Source organism: Streptomyces sp. TS71-3 (genome assembly GCF_018327685.1).
Lineage (GTDB): Bacteria > Actinomycetota > Actinomycetes > Streptomycetales > Streptomycetaceae > Streptomyces.
This window is the reverse complement of sequence record NZ_BNEL01000001.1, coordinates 3,932,877-3,948,159: the sequence shown is the minus strand read 5'-3', so window position 1 is coordinate 3,948,159 and position 15,283 is coordinate 3,932,877. Positions and strand designations below refer to the sequence as shown.

Below are 15,283 nucleotides of genomic sequence, written 5' to 3'. Positions count from 1 at the left end.
TGTATGACCGCCACCGAGCACGCGAGCCACCAGGCCGGCCTCTCCTCCTCGGGCCCGTCCGCACCTCCCGCTCCTCTCACCACGTGCTGCACGATCGTCCCGCCGCACGTCCTCGACGCGCTGGCCCAGCACGACGACGAGGCGCTCGCCGGACCCGCCCGCCGCACGCTGGAGCGGGACGCCCAGCTGCGGACGAGCAGGCGTACCGCCACCCTGACGGCAGCCGCAGCCCCGGCGGGGGAGCCTCCGGCCGGCGCCGCCGCCAAGGTGAACCGCGCCATCCACGACGCCCGGCACGGCACCGACCTGCCAGGACCCGAGGTGCGCGGCGAGGGCGACCGCGCCTCGGACGACGCCTCGGTCAACCGCGCCTACTCCGGTCTCGGCGCCACCTTCGAGCTGTACCAGAAGGCCTACGGGCGCAACTCCATCGACGGCAGGGGCCTGGCCCTGGTCGCGAGCGTGCACTACGACCGGGAGTACAACAACGCCTTCTGGAACGGCGAGCAGATGGTGTTCGGCGACGGCGACGGCGAGGTCTTCGTGGACTTCACGCTCCCCGTGGACGTCATCGGCCACGAGCTGACGCACGGCGTGACCCAGCACACCGCGAACCTCGCCTACTCCGGCCAGTCCGGCGCGCTCAACGAGTCCGTGTCGGACGTCTTCGGCTCACTGATCAAGCAGTACAGCCTCGGCCAGAGCGCGGACGAGGCCGACTGGCTGATCGGCGAGGGCCTGCTGGCGCCCCGCGTGAGCGGCAAGGCGCTGCGCTCCATGAAGGCCCCCGGCACGGCCTACGACGACGACGTGCTCGGCAAGGACCCCCAGCCCGCCACGATGGACGGCTACGTCGACACCACCGACGACAACGGCGGCGTGCACATCAACTCCGGCATCCCGAACCACGCCTTCTACCTGCTCGCCACGGAGCTCGGCGGGAACGCCTGGGAGAAGGCGGGCCAGATCTGGTACGACGTCCTGACCGGCGGCGACCTCGCGGAGAACGCCGGCTTCGCCGCCTTCGCCCGGCTCACCGTCACGGCTGCCGCCGGCCGGTTCGGCGGAACGGGCTCCGCGGAGGCGCGTGCGGTGGTGAAGGCGTGGAACGAAGTGGGCGTCTCGTCCTCGTAGCGGCGGCGCGCCGGGAGCCGGGCTCGTCTGAGTGGTCCGTTACGCACGGGAGCGGCGGTGTCGCTTCCCGTTTGCGTACCCCACCCGCTAGACAGGACACATGCGTATCCAGGTGAAGCGGACCGGAGGGTTCGCGGGCGTCGAGCGGCACGCGGCGGTGGACGTGTCGGCTCGGGACGACGCGGAGGAGTGGCAGGCCCTGGCGGACCAGGTGCTGTCCGAGGGGCGCGGCACCCCGCCGCTCGGGGTGCCGGACGGCTTCCAGTACCAGATCACGGTCGGTCAGAAGACGGTGTACTGCGCGGATCCGCGGCTTACCGAGGCGCAGCGCAAGCTGATCACTCGGGTTTTGAAGGAGGGCGCGTAGCGCCTCCCTTCAGGACCCACCGGTACGGGTGGGCGGGGCGTCGGGGGTCTCCCCGGCCGGGGCTGCCCCTTGCGCAGTTCCCCGCGCCCCTTTCGTGCGGGGCTGCGCCCCGATCCAGCCGCCCCCTCACGCCGGCAGTCGACAGTCCGCCTCGTCGTGGCTGGTCGCTCCCCCACTGCCTTGAGGGCGTGGGAGGTGCCCCCACCCGCGCCCCTTGTCGGCTGGGGTTGTCCGTTCGGGCGACCACACAGGGGCGCGGGGAACTGCGCGAGCAACCCGCATCGACCGGTGGTCCGGAGACGACCGAGACCCACCCCTCGGAGCGGTGACAGGCTGCCCGAAGGGCCAGCCACACAGGGGCGCGGGGAACTGCGCGAGCAACCCGCATCGACCGGTGGTCCGGAGACGACCGAGACCCACCCCCTGAGGCGGTGGCGACCCGCAGGGTCGCGTCACGGTGATGGGGCGCCGAAGATCGACGGGCGGCCGTCCGGCTCCTGTGTGCACGGTGGAAGCAGCGGTGGGGGCTGACCACGCACGTGGGGAGAGCATCATGGCCAAGCGCAGCGCCCGGACCCCGGCCACCCCGGACGTGCTGGAGAACCCCCTCCGCAACCACGGCGTGGCCTTCACGCAGGCCGAGCGGGACGAGCTGGGGCTCACCGGACGCCTGCCGTCCGCCGTGCTGACGCTGGAGAAGCAGGCCGAGCGCGCGTACATGCAGATGCAGGCGCAGGGCGGCGACCTGGCGAAGAACGTGTACATGGAACAGCTCCACGACCGCGACGAGACCCTGTACTACAAGGTGCTCACCGATCACCTCGTGGAGATGTTGCCGATCGTGTACGACCCCACGGTGGGCACGGCGATCGAGAAGTTCTCCCACGAGTACCGCCGCCCGCGGGGCGTCTTCCTGTCCATCGACCACCCGGACGACATGGAGAAGGCGTTCGCCACGCTCCAGCTCGGGCCCGACGACGTCGACCTGATCGTGTGCACCGACGCCGAGGAGATCCTGGGCATCGGCGACTGGGGCGTGGGCGGCATCGAGATCTCCGTGGGCAAGCTGGCCATCTACACCGCGGCGGCCGGCATCGCACCACAGCGCGTCATCCCCGTGTCACTGGACGTGGGCACGGACCGCGAGTCGCTGCTGAGGGACCCCTTCTACCTCGGCAACCGGCACCCCCGGGTCCGCGGCGCCGACTACGACGCGTTCATCGAGAAGTACCTGCGGACGGCTTCCTCGATGTTCCCCCGCGCGCTCCTGCACTTCGAGGACTTCGGTCCCAGCAACGCCCGCCGGATCCTGGAGACCTACGGCGACTCCTACCGGATCTTCAACGACGACATGCAGGGCACCGGCGCGATCACCCTGGCCGCGGCACTGTCGGCGGTCAAGGTGAGCGGAGTGCCGATGCGGGACCAGCGGCTCGTGGTCTTCGGCGCCGGAACCGCCGGGGTGGGCATCGCCGACCAGCTCCGTGACGCCATGATCCGCGACGGCGCGCACCGCCAGGAGGCCACCGGGCAGGTCTGGCTGATCGACAAGCAGGGCCTGCTCACCAGCGACATGACCGATCTCCGTGACTTCCAGCAGCCCTACGCGCGCGACCCGGCGGAGGTCGCAGCATGGGCGGCCGACGGCGGCGCGATCTCCCTGCTGGAGACCGTGCGCCGGGTCAGGCCGACGATCCTGCTGGGCACCTCCACCCTGCCCGGGGCGTTCACCCGCGAGGTCGTCGAGGCCATGGCCGCCGGCACGGAGCGCCCGATCATCTTCCCGCTCTCCAACCCGACCTCGCGCATCGAGGCCATGCCCGCCGACATCGTCGCCTGGTCGAAGGGCAAGGCCCTGGTGACCGTCGGCATCCCGGTCCCGCCGGTGGACTTCGGCGGGACCACGTACCGGATCGGTCAGGCCAACAACGCGCTGCTGTACCCCGGCATCGGCCTGGGCACGATCGTCTCCGGAGCGTCGAAGGTGACCCCCGGCATGCTGATCGCGGCGGCCCACGCGGTGGCGGACCAGGTCGACGCCGGGCAGCCGGGCGCCTCGCTGCTCCCGCCGGTGGAGAACCTCAGGGAGTCCTCCGTGCGCACCGCGACGGCCGTGGTCGAGGCGGCCGCGAAGGACGACGTCGCCACCACCGCCCCCGCCGACCCGATCCAGGCCGTCCGGGAGGCCATGTGGCAGCCCGTGTACACCGGCGGAGCGGCGGCATGAGCGCGCGGCGAAGGGGCGAGGGCGGGGGTGACCGCGCGCCGCGGATACGCGACGTGCCCGTCGGCCTGGACGCGACCGGCACCCGGCGCGAGACGGACTCGATGGGCGCCGTCGACGTCCCGGCGGACCGGTACTGGGGCGCGCAGACCCAGCGGTCCCTGATCCACTTCTCCATCGGGGACGACCGGATGCCCAAGGCCGTCTACCACGCCTACGGCCACGTCAAGAAGGCCGCCGCGATCGTCAACGGCCGCGCCGGCCGGCTGCCGGGCTGGCAGGCCGGCCTGATCGGGAAGGTGGCGGACGAGGTCATCGCGGGGAAGCTCGACGACCACTTCCCGCTGTACGTGTGGCAGACCGGCTCCGGGACGCAGTCCAACATGAACACCAACGAGGTGATCAGCAACCGCGCGATCCAGCTGGTCGGCGGCGAGCTGGGCAGCAAGTCGCCCATCCACCCCAACGACCACGTCAACATGGGGCAGTCCTCCAACGACACCTTCCCCACCGCCATGCACATCGCCGCGCTCAAGGTGGTCAACGAACGACTGCTGCCCAGCGTCCGGGCGCTGCAGAAGGCGATCGAGGCCAAGGCGGGCCGGTGGAGCGACGTGGTGAAGATCGGCCGCACCCACCTGGAGGACGCCGTCCCGCTGACCATCGGGCAGGAGTGGACCGGCTACGCCCACCAGCTCTCCCAGTCCGTCGAGCGGGTCGGCCGGTCGGCTGAGGGGCTGCACGAACTGGCCGCGGGCGGCACGGCGGTCGGCACGGGCCTGAACGCGCCACGGGGGTTCGGTGAGGACGTGGCCGCGGAGATCGCCGCGGCGACCGGCTACCCGTTCACCACGGCCGCCGACAAGTTCGCCGCCCAAGGGGGCCTCGATGCCATGGTCGGCGCCTCGGCCGGGTTGCGCGCCCTTGCCGTACCGCTGATGAAGATCGCCAACGACATCCGGTGGCTCGCCTCGGGACCGCGCTGCGGCCTGGGCGAGCTGCACCTCCCGGCGAACGAGCCCGGATCCTCGATCATGCCCGGCAAGGTCAATCCGACCCAGTGCGAGGCGATGGTCATGGTCTGCATCCAGGTGCTGTCCGAGGACTCGGCCATCGCCTTCGCCGGCTCGCAGGGCAACTTCGAACTCAACGCCATGCGCCCGGTCATCATCGACAACTTCCTGCACGCGGCCACCATCCTCGCCGACGCCTGCGCGAAGCTGCGCGAGTACTGCATCGAGGGCACCGAGCTCAACCGCGACCGGCTCGACGCCTATGTCGACCGCTCCCTCATGCTCGTCACCGCCCTCTCGCCCGCCATCGGCTACGACAGGGCCTCGGCCATCGCGCACAAGGCCGACGACGAGGGCACGACGCTGCGCCAGGCGGCGCTGGCCTCCGGCTGCGTCTCCGCCGAGGAGTTCGACCGCGTCGTCGACCCGGCGGCGATGGCGGGGCGGGGGGACGGGGACCGGGACGGCGGGCGGAAACGGCACGGCTGAACGGCCCCCTGGCGCCGTGCACTCGCCGGAACCCACCACCGGAACCGACCAAACGAAGCCCGTCTGGGGGTACCTCCCAGGCTCTTTGGCACTGGGGGAGATTGAGGACGAGCCCGAAGGGCGACGGGGGGTCCGGGGCGGAGCCCCGCGTCGGTCACCGCGGGCCGGTGTCCCAGTCCGCGTCGGTCACCGCGGAACACGGCTCACAGAGCCACCGCACCGCACAGGTGAACCCTGACCCCCAGCTCGGCGAAGAGCACCGCTTTCACGGCCAACGCCGCGTCAGCGGCCCCCGCATCGGGCGCGTACGCCACGTTGAGGTGGTTGGCCCGGTGCCGGGCCATGAACTGGTCGCGGCTGACCCCGTGCAGCTCGGCGTGCATGATCGGCCACTGCGGGGTGGTGGCGTCGAGCCTGCGCCGGGTCTCCTCCTCGGGCAGCTCCAGCGCGGTCGCCCGGCCGAGGTCGGCGTGCAGGACTCCGTCCATCAGGAACACCCGCGACCACACCAGTTCGCCCGGCTTGGAGACCCCGCTGAGGGTGCCGCCGCCCAGCGGGAAGTACATCGGCGGCTGACGCATGCTCCACGACTTGTGGTAGCCGCCGTGGTGGGAGGCGGGCACGGCGCCGGAGATCTCCATGACCCAGACGAACCTGCCGTCGTACTCGTCGCCCCAGCGGATGTCGTGCAGGGTGGTGGCCGGGTCGAGGCCCATCGCCGTCCAGATGCGGTTGGTGACGAGCGAGTCGACGGCGACGCCCTCGTCCACCTCGTTGAAGTGGGGCAGCGGGGCGCCGGGGTACAGCTCGCGGGAGCCGTCGCGGCTCAGTACCGGCGGTCGTTGGACGTTGTTGAGCAGGCCCTCGGCGAGGTCGCTGGCCGGCACGGTGTCCTTCAGGCCCTGCTGGTACTGGATCCGGCGCCCGCTCATCGGCTCTGCAGCCCGGCAAGCGCGTGGACGGTCGCCGACGTGTCGACGTACAGGCCCCGGTAGAGCCGGTACAGCTCGTCGTAGCGGCGGGTGTGCTCGGGCCGCGGCGAGACGACCTCCCGGACGGGGTTCCAGGCGTCCACCGAGACCTCGCCGAGGAGCCCGGCCGCGAGCAGCGCGCCCCCGTAACTGGCACCGATGGAGGTGGTGCGGACCTCCTGCGCCAGGCCCGTGACGTCCGAGACGATCTGCGTCCACAGCGCGCCCTGCGTGCCGCCGCCGACCGCGACCACCCGGCGGATGTCGCCGCCGGCGGCGGCGAGCACCTCCAGGTTGTGCCGGACGCCGAAGGCGGTGGCCTCCAGCGCGGCCCGGTAGAGGTCGCCCCGGGTGTGCGAGAGGGTGAGCCCGGCGATCACGCCCCGGGCGTCCGGGTCCATCAGCGGGGTCCGCTCGCCGGCGAAGTACGGCAGCATCAGCAGGCCGTTCGCGCCTATGCCGGACTCCGCGGCGAGCCGGACGAGTTCGGCGTGGTCGCCGGCCGCGAAGAGGTCCCGGAGCCAGTTGGTCACGGCGCCCGAGGTGGCCATGCCGCCCGCCAGGTTGCGGGTGCCCGGCAGCGCCCCGACGGTCCCCCACAGCGAGGGGCTGGTCAGCGGCTCCGGCACGGTGTGGATCAGGAACATCGTCGTGCCGTACATCAGCATCAGGTCGCCGGTGCCCTGGGCGCCGACGCTCAGGGCCTCCGCCCAGGCGTCGACGGTTCCGGTGATCACGGGGATCCCCGCGGGCAGGCCGGTGGCGCGGGCGCCCTCGGGGGTGACCTCGCCCGCGGGCTCACCCGACCAGGCGAGCGGCGGCAGTTCGATGCCGGGCGCCACCTCGGCGGCCCAGGGCGCGTACCAGTCGAGGGCCGTGGTGTCGTACAGCGGTGTGCACTGGCTGGCCGAGTGGTGGTCGAGCAGGTAGTTGCCGGTGAGCCGGCGGACCAGCCAGGAGCTGGGCATGTAGAGGCGCCGGGCGCGCCGGTAGACGTCCGGTTCCCGCTCGGCGATCCAGGCGATCTTCGGGCCGGCCGCCTGGGTGCTGAGCGCGGAGCCGCAGCGCGCGATGATCCGCGCGGGGCCGAGGTGCCGTTCGATCCGCTCGATCTGGTCGACCGAGCGGGTGTCGACGCCGTAGAGGATCGCGGGGCGGAGCGGGGTGTCGTGCTCGTCGGTGAGCAGTACGCAGGGGCCCATGCCGCTGACGCCGACCGCCGCGACCTTCAGCCCCAGCGCGCCGGCCTCGGCGGTCAGCTCCCGCGCGAGTTCGGTGAACTCCCGCCACCAGACGTCCGCGTCCATCTCGAACATGCCGGGCCCCGGCCGGTCCGGCGCGTGCTCGCGGACGGCCGTGCGGAGCAGGGCCCCGTCCGGGCCGACGAGGACGCCCTTGCTGCTGGAGGTGCCGATGTCCACGCCGATGACCGCACCGGCGACCTGGCCGGTCCCGGGAAGGGCCGCCGAACCGGTTCCCGGGCCGGGTGTTGCGTTGGGAGGCATGACCGCACGCTGACAGAAATCGATTTCACGGTCAAGAGGGCGAGCCCGACAGTGCCTTGGCTCCACCGGAGACTGCGAGGCAACGGTTTTCAGCCGTCCTCGACCCTTGACACCCCTCGGGCCCAACCCTACGTTTCGGTGAAATGGATTTCATGGGTGTCGCACCGTCCGTTCCTCGCCGGTGACCGGCGCACCCGTGGCCCGCAGGGCGCTCACTCACCCGTAACTTCCCCGTGAGGGCACACACGATGACGACCTTTGGACTCGACGGAATCGCGCGCTCCTCGCGTGCGGTCAGCCGTTCCATCAGCGCCGAGAACCCGACCGGCGGCAAGTCCGCGGGTGGCATGGCCACCGAGGGCACGGGAGCCGTCGCGGCCGGCAGGCTGGGGCGCGGCTGGAAGATATCCCCGAGCATGGACATCGCCCCCGGCGAGACGGCGGAGCTGGCCTCGATCGAGGGGCCGGGCACCATCCGCCACCTGTGGTGTACCACCGCGCCCCACCAGGCGTGGCGCGCGAGCCTGCTGCGCCTGTACTGGGAGGGCGAGGACAAGCCCGCGGTGGAGGTGCCGCTGGGCGACTTCTTCTGCAACGGCTGGAACGTCTTCAGCCAGGTGTCCTCGGTGCCCGTCGCGGTCAATCCGAACGGCGGCTTCAACGCGTACTGGCCGATGCCGTTCCGCAGGGCCGCGCGGATCACGCTGGAGAACCTGGCCGCGGAGCAGATGACGCTCTACTACCAGGTGGACTACGAGCTGGACGGCGTGCCCGACGACGCCGCGTACTTCCACGCCCAGTGGCGGCGCAGCCATCCGGTTCCGTCCGGCGAGGTGCACACCCTGCTGGACGGCGTCACGGGCGCCGGCAGCTACGTGGGCACCTACCTGGCCTGGGGCGTGAACAGTCCCGGCTGGTGGGGTGAGGGCGAGGTCAAGTTCTACCTGGACGGCGACGAGGAGTTCCCCACCATCTGCGGCACCGGTACCGAGGACTACTTCGGCGGCGCCTGGAACTTCGACGTGCCCGAGCAGGGCTACACCGCGTACACCACCCCGTACCTGGGGCTGAACCAGATCCTGCGGCCCGACGGGCTCTACCGCAGCCAGCAGCGGTTCGGGATGTACCGCTGGCACATCCCGGACCCGGTGCGGTTCGCCGAGGACCTGCGGGTGACGGTGCAGAGCCTGGGCATCGGCCCCGGCCAGGGCAACGGCCTGCCGCACCGCTACCGGCACACCAGCGACGACATCGCGAGCACGGCGTTCTTCTACCTGGACGCCCCCAGCTCCGCGTCCCGCCCGGCCGCGCCGGACCTGCTGACGCTTGAGGTCGACTGAGGTGCCGCGGCGCCGCTGAGGCACGCGGCGCCGGTGGACCGCCGGGAGCGTCCGGCGGGCCGTCGTCATCCGCGTCACCCCTCGCCCTCCCTCGCCATCACCCCACTTCACGTACGTCCCTCTCCGTACGTCCCTCTCCGTACGTCCCTCTCCGTACGTCCCTCTCCGTACGTCCCTCTCCGTACGTCCGTCTCCGTACGTCCCCTCCCGACAGGAGCGCACGCATGCTCCACCACGGCAACGACGCCGGGCGTCCTCCGGGCGCGGCGGCCACGCGGGCGGCCGGTCCCTCGCGCCGCCGGTTCCTCACCACGATGACCGCCGCCGGGGCCGCGGCCGCCTCCCCGGCGCTGCTCACCGGGTGCGGCACGGCCCAGGCCAAGGGCGGCGCCCTGAAGTTCTGGAACTTCTACGGGCCGCAGCGCTCGCCCGACCCGGCGATCGAAGCGCAGTCCAAGTGGTTCACCGACATGGTCGCGCGGTGGAACGCCACCCACCGGGCCCGGATCGAGCTGGTCTACCTGCCGCCGGTCACCTACCGCAACGGCTTCAAGCTGCCCTCCGCCTTCGCCACCGGGGACGGCCCCGACATCTTCCTGCTGAGCCCCGGCGACTTCCTGCGCTACTACAACGGCGGGGTGCTCGCCGACCTCACCCCGCATCTCGACAAGGGCGTCGTGGAGGACTACGGCAGCACGCTCGCGAGCCGCACGGTGGGCGGCCGGGTGTACGCGCTGCCGATGGAGGTCGAGCCGCTGGCGATGTTCTACTCCGTGGACGTCTTCGAGAAGGCGGGCCTGTCCGAGGGCGACATCCCCACCACCTGGGACCGGATGCTCGACATCGGCGACAAGCTGCGCACGACGACCCGCGCGGGCGTGGTCTTCGAGACCATTCCGGGCTACTACCAGAACTTCACCTGGTACCCGTGGATGTGGCAGGGCAGCGGCGACGTCCTGGACGGACAGGGCCGGGTCGCGTTCGACTCCAAGGCCACGCGCGATGCGCTGCGGCTGTGGCAGGACGCGGTCCAGCACGGTATCGCGCCCCGCACCCAGCCTGATGCGGAGGACGTGATCGGTGCCTTCAAGGCCGGCCACGTCGCGATGTGGCAGAACGGCATCTGGAACGTCTCCAGCTTCAAGGCCGCCGCCCCCGCCTACCGCTACGGCGTCTTCAAGCTGCCGGCGCCGCCCGGCGGCACGTACGTGACGGCGGTGGGCGGCTGGTCGTTCTGCGCCAACGCGCAGGGCCGGGACCCCGAGGCCGCCGCCGAGTTCTGCGCCTGGGCGCTCGGCTCGATGAAGGACGAGTCGATCAACCGGATGGTGGACTGGTGCATCCGCGCCAAGTCGGATGTGGCGCCGCGCACCAGCGCGCTGGAGCGCGGGGCGGCGCGCGGCGGTTACGACTCCGCGACCATGAAGAAGTTCAAGGACGAGATCTTCCCCGGGGCCCGTGCCGAGCCGCGCTATCCCCCGGTCGTCTACAAGGCGATCTCCGACGCCATCCAGGGCACGATGCTCGCCGGCCACGACGTCGACGAGGAGGCCGCGCGCGCCGCAGCCTCCATCGAGGCCTATACCAAGAGCTACGAGGGGGCGAGCCTGATATGAGCAGCGTCGCCGCACGGGGCCGCACCACGGCCGCGCCTGGCGTGGCCGCCCCGGCGCCACCCCGGCGCCGGATGAGCCGCAAGCACCGCGAGTGGCTGGCCGCCGGCCTCTTCCTCGCGCCCGACGCGCTGGGCCTGCTGCTGTTCGTGGGGATCCCGATGGTGCTCTCCATCGTGCTGAGCTTCTTCCAGGTCAGCGGCTTCGGCAGCTACCAGTGGATCGGACTCGGCAACTACGACCGGATGTTCCACGACCCGCTGTTCTGGCAGTCGATGAAGATCACGGGGATCTACGTGGTGGTCCTCGTGCCGGTGCTCTTCTGCGTGAGCCTCGGCCTCGGGCTGCTGGTCAAGCAGCGGCTGCCCGGCATCGGCGTCTACCGGACCGCGCTCTTCCTGCCGTATGTGATCAGCCTCGTCGTGGTGGGCGTGCTCTGGAAGTTCATGCTCGACGACCAGGTGGGCGTGGTGAACCGCGCCATGCGGGCGGCCGGTTTCGACGGCGCCTCCTGGCTGGGCTCGCCTGGCCTCGCGCTCGGCTGCGTCATCGCCGTGATGGTGTGGGTGATGATGGGCTACTACATGATCATCTTTCTCGCGGGCCTCCAGGAGATCCCCAGGGAGTACTACGAGGCCGCCAGGATCGACGGTGCGGGACCGTGGACGGCGTTCCGCACCATCACCTGGCCGCTGCTCCGGCCCACCAGCTTCTTCGTGCTGCTGATGTCGACGGTCGCCGCCATCACCGGCGGACTCGACCTGATCTTCGTGCTCACCAACGGCGGCCCGGCCAACGGCACCTCGCTGGCGATCTTCTACATCTACCAGCAGGCCTTCGGCTTCGGGGAGTTCGGCTACGCGTCGGCCATGGGCTCGTTCCTGGTGCTGATCATGCTCGTCTGCACGGGAGTGATCTTCAAGCTGACGCGGGGCGGGAGGTTCGATGATGGCAAGTGAGACGAGGACGAGCGGCCCGGCGCGCACGGCGCGCACGAGGGGCGTCCCGCCGGCCGGACGGGGTGAGCCGGGCGCCGGGGCCGGCGCGGTGGGCGGTGCGGTGGGCGGCGGACGGACCGGGGCCGCCGGGCGCTCGGGGCTCTCGGGGCGGGCCGGGCTGACCGTGCTGGCCATCGTGCTGTCGCTGGTCAGCATCTTCCCGGTGCTGTGGATGATGACGTCCGCCTTCAAGACCCGGTCGACGGTGACCGACGGGCGGCTGATCCCCCGCGAGTTCACCGTCGACAACTTCGTCTACGTCTTCACCGAGGTCCCGTTCGCGCGCTACCTGTGGAACAGCTTCCTCATCTCCGCCGTGATCACGATCGCGGCGCTGTTCTTCCACTCGATGGCCGCCTACGCGCTCGCCCGGCTGCGCTTCCCCGGCCGCGAGACGATATTTTTGGCGATCTTCTCGACGCTGCTGGTGACCATCCCGGTCGTGCTGATCCCGCTGTTCCTGGTCGCCCGCGAACTGCACCTGCTCAACAGCTACGCGGGCCTGATCATCCCGGCGATCTTCAACGCCTTCGGCATCTTCCTGCTGCGGCAGTTCTACCTGGGGCTGCCCAAGGAACTGGAGGAGGCCGCGATCGTGGACGGCTGCGGGCACTGGCGGGTCTACTGGAACATCGTGCTGCCGATGTCGCGCCCGGTGCTCTCCGCTCTGGCGGTGTTCTTCTTCCTCGCCAACTGGAACGCGTTCGTGTGGCCGCTGGTCTCCACGAACGACGAGAGCCTCACGGTCGTCCAGCTCGGCATCGCCTCGTTCCAGACGCAGTACAGCTCGAACTGGAACTACATCCTGGCGGCGGCCACGATCGCGGCCCTGCCGATGCTGGCGCTGTTCTTCGCCTTCCAGCGGCAGATCGTGGAGTCGATCAAGACGTCCGGGATGAAGTGAGGGGACGCCGACGCGCGCCGGCGGTTGGGGGTTTCGGTGGGGGCCGCCGTGGCGGGCGGTCCCCCGGCGTGAGGCCGGCAGGCTAGCGGCGGGGCCCCGCCGTGCTCTCCCGGGCGTGCAGCGTGGTGCGCAGGACGACGGTCTGGAGGGCGGCCGTGCCGCCCGACATCCGTTGCAGCAGCAGGTCCGCGGCCGTGCGGCCCAGTTCGTACGACGGCAGCTCGACCGTCGTCAGCGAGGGCCGCACCAGCGACGCCCAGGGAATGTCGCCGAACGACAGCACGCCCAGGTCCGGCGGCTCCTGCCCGGCCTCGCGCAGCGCCTCCAGGACGCCGATGGCCATCAGGTTGTTCGCGACGAACACGGCGTCGGGCGGCTCGGGCATGGCCAGCAGCTCGCGCATCGCGAGCCGGCCGCCCTCGACGCGGAAGTCGGCGTGCCGCACGTAGCCGCCGGTTCCGGCGTCCGCCGGCCGGGGTGCCGCGGAGGCCAGCGCGGCGCGGTAGCCGGCGAGCCGCTCCTCCGAGGTGGAGGCGCCCTGGGGGCCGGTGATGCAGGCGATCCTGCGGTAGCCGGACTTGAGGAGGTGGCGGGTGGCGACCTCGCCGCCGTGGTGGTTGTCCACCATCACCGCGTCCACATCGGCCTCGTGGGGCCTGCGGTCGACGGCCACGACCGGGATGCCGCGCTCGATCAGCGGCCCCAGATCCGTACTGTCCCGGGAGGCCGCCGCGACGATCACCCCGGCCATCTGCTCGCCGAGCGCCACCTGAAGGTAGCGGCGCTCCTTCTCGGTGTCCTCGTCGGAGTTGCAGAGCACCACCGAGAGGCTGGTGCGCTGCGCCGCGTCCTCGACGCCGCGTGCCAGGGACGTGAAGAACGGATTGCCGATGTCCGGTATGACCAGGCCGATCACGCTGGACTGCTGCTTGCGCAGCGAGCGGGCCACGCGGTTGGGCGCGAACCCCAGCGCGGCCGCCGCCTGCTGGACGGAGAGGGCCCGTGCGGGCGTGACCTTGCCGCCGTTGAAGACGCGGGACACGGTCGCCGGTGAGACACCGGCGGCACGCGCCACGTCATGGATCGTCACCACCTGTGTCCATGTCCTTTCCGCGCCCTCTCCCTACTAGGGTACCTGGGCGTGAAAAGGATTTCATCCCGGTGTTCCCGGCGTCCGGCGCGGGGGGCCGGCGCATCCGCGCTCCGGCTCCGGCTCCGGCCACAGCGCTCCGGTGGCCTGGGCCGGTCCCCCGACGCCGGTCCGTCATCGCCGTCACTGTCGAGCGTGCCAGGACGGACGTCGGAATCGAGCGTGCCGGAAACGTCAGAAGCCGAGCTTGCGCAGCTGCCTCGGGTCCCGCTGCCAGTCCTTGGCGACCTTGACGTGCAGGTCGAGGAAGACGGGGGTGCCGAGCAGGGCCTCGATCTGCTGGCGGGACTTGATGCCGACGTCCTTCAGGCGCTTTCCCTTGGGGCCGATGACGATGCCCTTCTGGCTGGGGCGCTCGATGTAGACGTTGGCGTGGATGTCCAGCAGCGGCCGGTCCGCGGGGCGGTCGGGGCGCGGCAGCATCTCCTCCACGACGACCGCGATGGAGTGCGGCAGTTCGTCGCGGACGCCCTCAAGGGCGGCCTCGCGGATCAGTTCGGCGACCATCACCTGCTCCGGCTCGTCCGTGAGGTCGCCCTCCGGGTAGAGGGCGGGGCCCTCGGGGAGCAGCGGGATCAGGAGGTCGGCGAGGAGGCCGACCTGGCCGTCGGCGGGGCGGCCCCGGCGCGGGGCGGGGGTCCCGGGGGGCGCATCCTGCGGCGCGCCGGCACGCGCGGCTTCCGCGGGCGCGGTCCCGTCGGCCTCCCCGGTTCCCGTCCCTGCGGGGGCGCCGGCCTCTCCCACCGCCGTCCCCGCGGCGGCGCCGGCCTTCCCGGTCGCGGCGGCTCCGGTGCCGGCGGCGACGGGGCTCTGCCCGGCTGCGGGGCCCGGGATGGCCTCCACCGCGGAGACCGGGATGATCTCCGCCCACTCGATGCCGAGGTCCTTGCCGAGCTGGTCGACGGCCATGAGCTGTTCGGCGAGCGTCTGGTGGTCGACGAGGTCGGCCTTGGTGACGATGGCGACCTTGGGGGTCTTCCTGATGCCCGCGAGCTCCTTGGCGATGAAGCGGTCGCCGGGGCCGATGCGCTGGTCGGCGGGGAGGCAGAAGCCGATGACGTCGACCTCGGCCCAGGTGGTGCGCACGACGTCGTTCAGCCGCTCGCCGAGCAGGGTCCTGGGCTTGTGCAGCCCAGGCGTGTCGACGAGGACGAGCTGCGCCTCGGGCCGGTGCACGATGCCGCGGACCGTGTGGCGGGTGGTCTGAGGGCGGGTGGAGGTGATGGCCACCTTCTGTCCGACCAGGGCGTTCGTCAGGGTGGACTTGCCCGCGTTGGGGCGGCCCACGAAGCAGGCGAAGCCTGCCCGGTGGGGCTGCTGGGCCGACTCTGACGGCTGGGTGCGGCTGGTCATGCTGCCTATTGTCGCCGATGGCGGGGGGCGCTGTGCACGCAGTCGGGTACGGTGCGGAGCGCGCCGGGCGATCAGAGCCGTGGGAGCCGGCTCGCGCGCCCGCAGGACCCGCACGCACGCGGTGACGCGGGATGCGGACTCGTCCGGCCTGCCCGGCGCCGCTCTCCGCCGGCGGGACGCCGGACAGCCGGCCGGGGCCGGGGCCGCTCACCATGAGCCGAG

At 71.7% G+C, this 15,283-nt stretch carries 12 protein-coding genes; 8 read left to right on the top strand and 4 right to left on the bottom strand.

Features of this window, described 5'->3' with window-relative positions; translation table 11 throughout:
• The first annotated feature begins 3 nt into the window (after positions 1-3).
• The 4 genes from Sm713_RS15940 (at position 4) to fumC (ending at position 5,227) form a co-directional block, all read left to right on the top strand.
• Positions 4-1,134, top strand: coding sequence for a M4 family metallopeptidase (locus Sm713_RS15940; RefSeq protein ID WP_212910273.1), 1,131 nt, complete (start codon positions 4-6; stop codon positions 1,132-1,134).
• Between the two features lie 100 nt (positions 1,135-1,234).
• On the top strand, positions 1,235-1,501 hold the full coding sequence (locus tag Sm713_RS15935; RefSeq protein WP_212910272.1) for a protealysin inhibitor emfourin: 267 nt from the start codon (positions 1,235-1,237) through the stop codon (positions 1,499-1,501).
• Positions 1,502-2,054: 553 nt separating this feature from the next.
• Positions 2,055-3,728, top strand: a complete 1,674-nt coding sequence (locus Sm713_RS15930) for an NAD-dependent malic enzyme (RefSeq protein WP_212910271.1) — start codon at positions 2,055-2,057, stop codon at positions 3,726-3,728.
• Positions 3,725-5,227: a class II fumarate hydratase gene (fumC, locus tag Sm713_RS15925; RefSeq protein WP_212910270.1), complete on the top strand. Its 1,503-nt coding sequence runs from the start codon at positions 3,725-3,727 to the stop codon at positions 5,225-5,227. The genes Sm713_RS15930 and fumC overlap by 4 nt, the downstream gene beginning before the upstream one ends.
• A 203-nt stretch (positions 5,228-5,430) precedes the next feature.
• On the opposite strand, the gene Sm713_RS15920 is transcribed toward fumC, so the two are convergent.
• Both Sm713_RS15920 and Sm713_RS15915 read right to left on the bottom strand, forming a co-directional pair.
• The gene (locus tag Sm713_RS15920) at positions 5,431-6,159 is read right to left on the bottom strand and encodes a hypothetical protein (protein WP_249416316.1); all 729 of its coding nucleotides are present in this window, start codon (positions 6,157-6,159) and stop codon (positions 5,431-5,433) included.
• Positions 6,156-7,703 carry an FGGY-family carbohydrate kinase gene (locus tag Sm713_RS15915; RefSeq protein ID WP_212910269.1) on the bottom strand — a complete coding sequence of 516 codons (1,548 nt, stop codon included), beginning with the start codon at positions 7,701-7,703 and terminating at the stop codon, positions 6,156-6,158. Before Sm713_RS15915 ends, Sm713_RS15920 begins: the two co-directional genes overlap by 4 nt.
• 248 nt (positions 7,704-7,951) lie before the next feature.
• On the opposite strand from Sm713_RS15915, the gene Sm713_RS15910 reads away from it, so the two are divergent.
• The 4 genes from Sm713_RS15910 (at position 7,952) to Sm713_RS15895 (ending at position 12,558) form a co-directional block, all read left to right on the top strand.
• On the top strand, positions 7,952-9,043 hold the full coding sequence (locus Sm713_RS15910; RefSeq protein WP_212910268.1) for a glycoside hydrolase family 172 protein: 1,092 nt from the start codon (positions 7,952-7,954) through the stop codon (positions 9,041-9,043).
• Between the two features lie 224 nt (positions 9,044-9,267).
• Complete coding sequence (locus Sm713_RS15905) at positions 9,268-10,659, top strand: sugar ABC transporter substrate-binding protein (protein ID WP_212910267.1); 1,392 nt, start codon at positions 9,268-9,270, stop codon at positions 10,657-10,659.
• Complete coding sequence (locus Sm713_RS15900) at positions 10,656-11,615, top strand: carbohydrate ABC transporter permease (RefSeq protein ID WP_212910266.1); 960 nt, start codon at positions 10,656-10,658, stop codon at positions 11,613-11,615. Before Sm713_RS15905 ends, Sm713_RS15900 begins: the two co-directional genes overlap by 4 nt.
• Positions 11,602-12,558, top strand: a complete 957-nt coding sequence (locus Sm713_RS15895) for a carbohydrate ABC transporter permease (RefSeq protein ID WP_249416315.1) — start codon at positions 11,602-11,604, stop codon at positions 12,556-12,558. Before Sm713_RS15900 ends, Sm713_RS15895 begins: the two co-directional genes overlap by 14 nt.
• A gap of 82 nt (positions 12,559-12,640) precedes the next feature.
• Here Sm713_RS15895 and Sm713_RS15890 read toward each other — a convergent pair whose 3' ends face one another.
• Together Sm713_RS15890 and Sm713_RS15885 are read right to left on the bottom strand one after the other, a co-directional pair.
• The gene (locus Sm713_RS15890; protein WP_212910265.1) at positions 12,641-13,651 is read right to left on the bottom strand and encodes a LacI family DNA-binding transcriptional regulator; all 1,011 of its coding nucleotides are present in this window, start codon (positions 13,649-13,651) and stop codon (positions 12,641-12,643) included.
• A 231-nt stretch (positions 13,652-13,882) separates the two neighbouring features.
• Positions 13,883-15,061, bottom strand: a complete 1,179-nt coding sequence (locus tag Sm713_RS15885) for a GTPase Era (protein ID WP_212910264.1) — start codon at positions 15,059-15,061, stop codon at positions 13,883-13,885.
• Between the last annotated feature and the right edge of the window lie 222 nt (positions 15,062-15,283).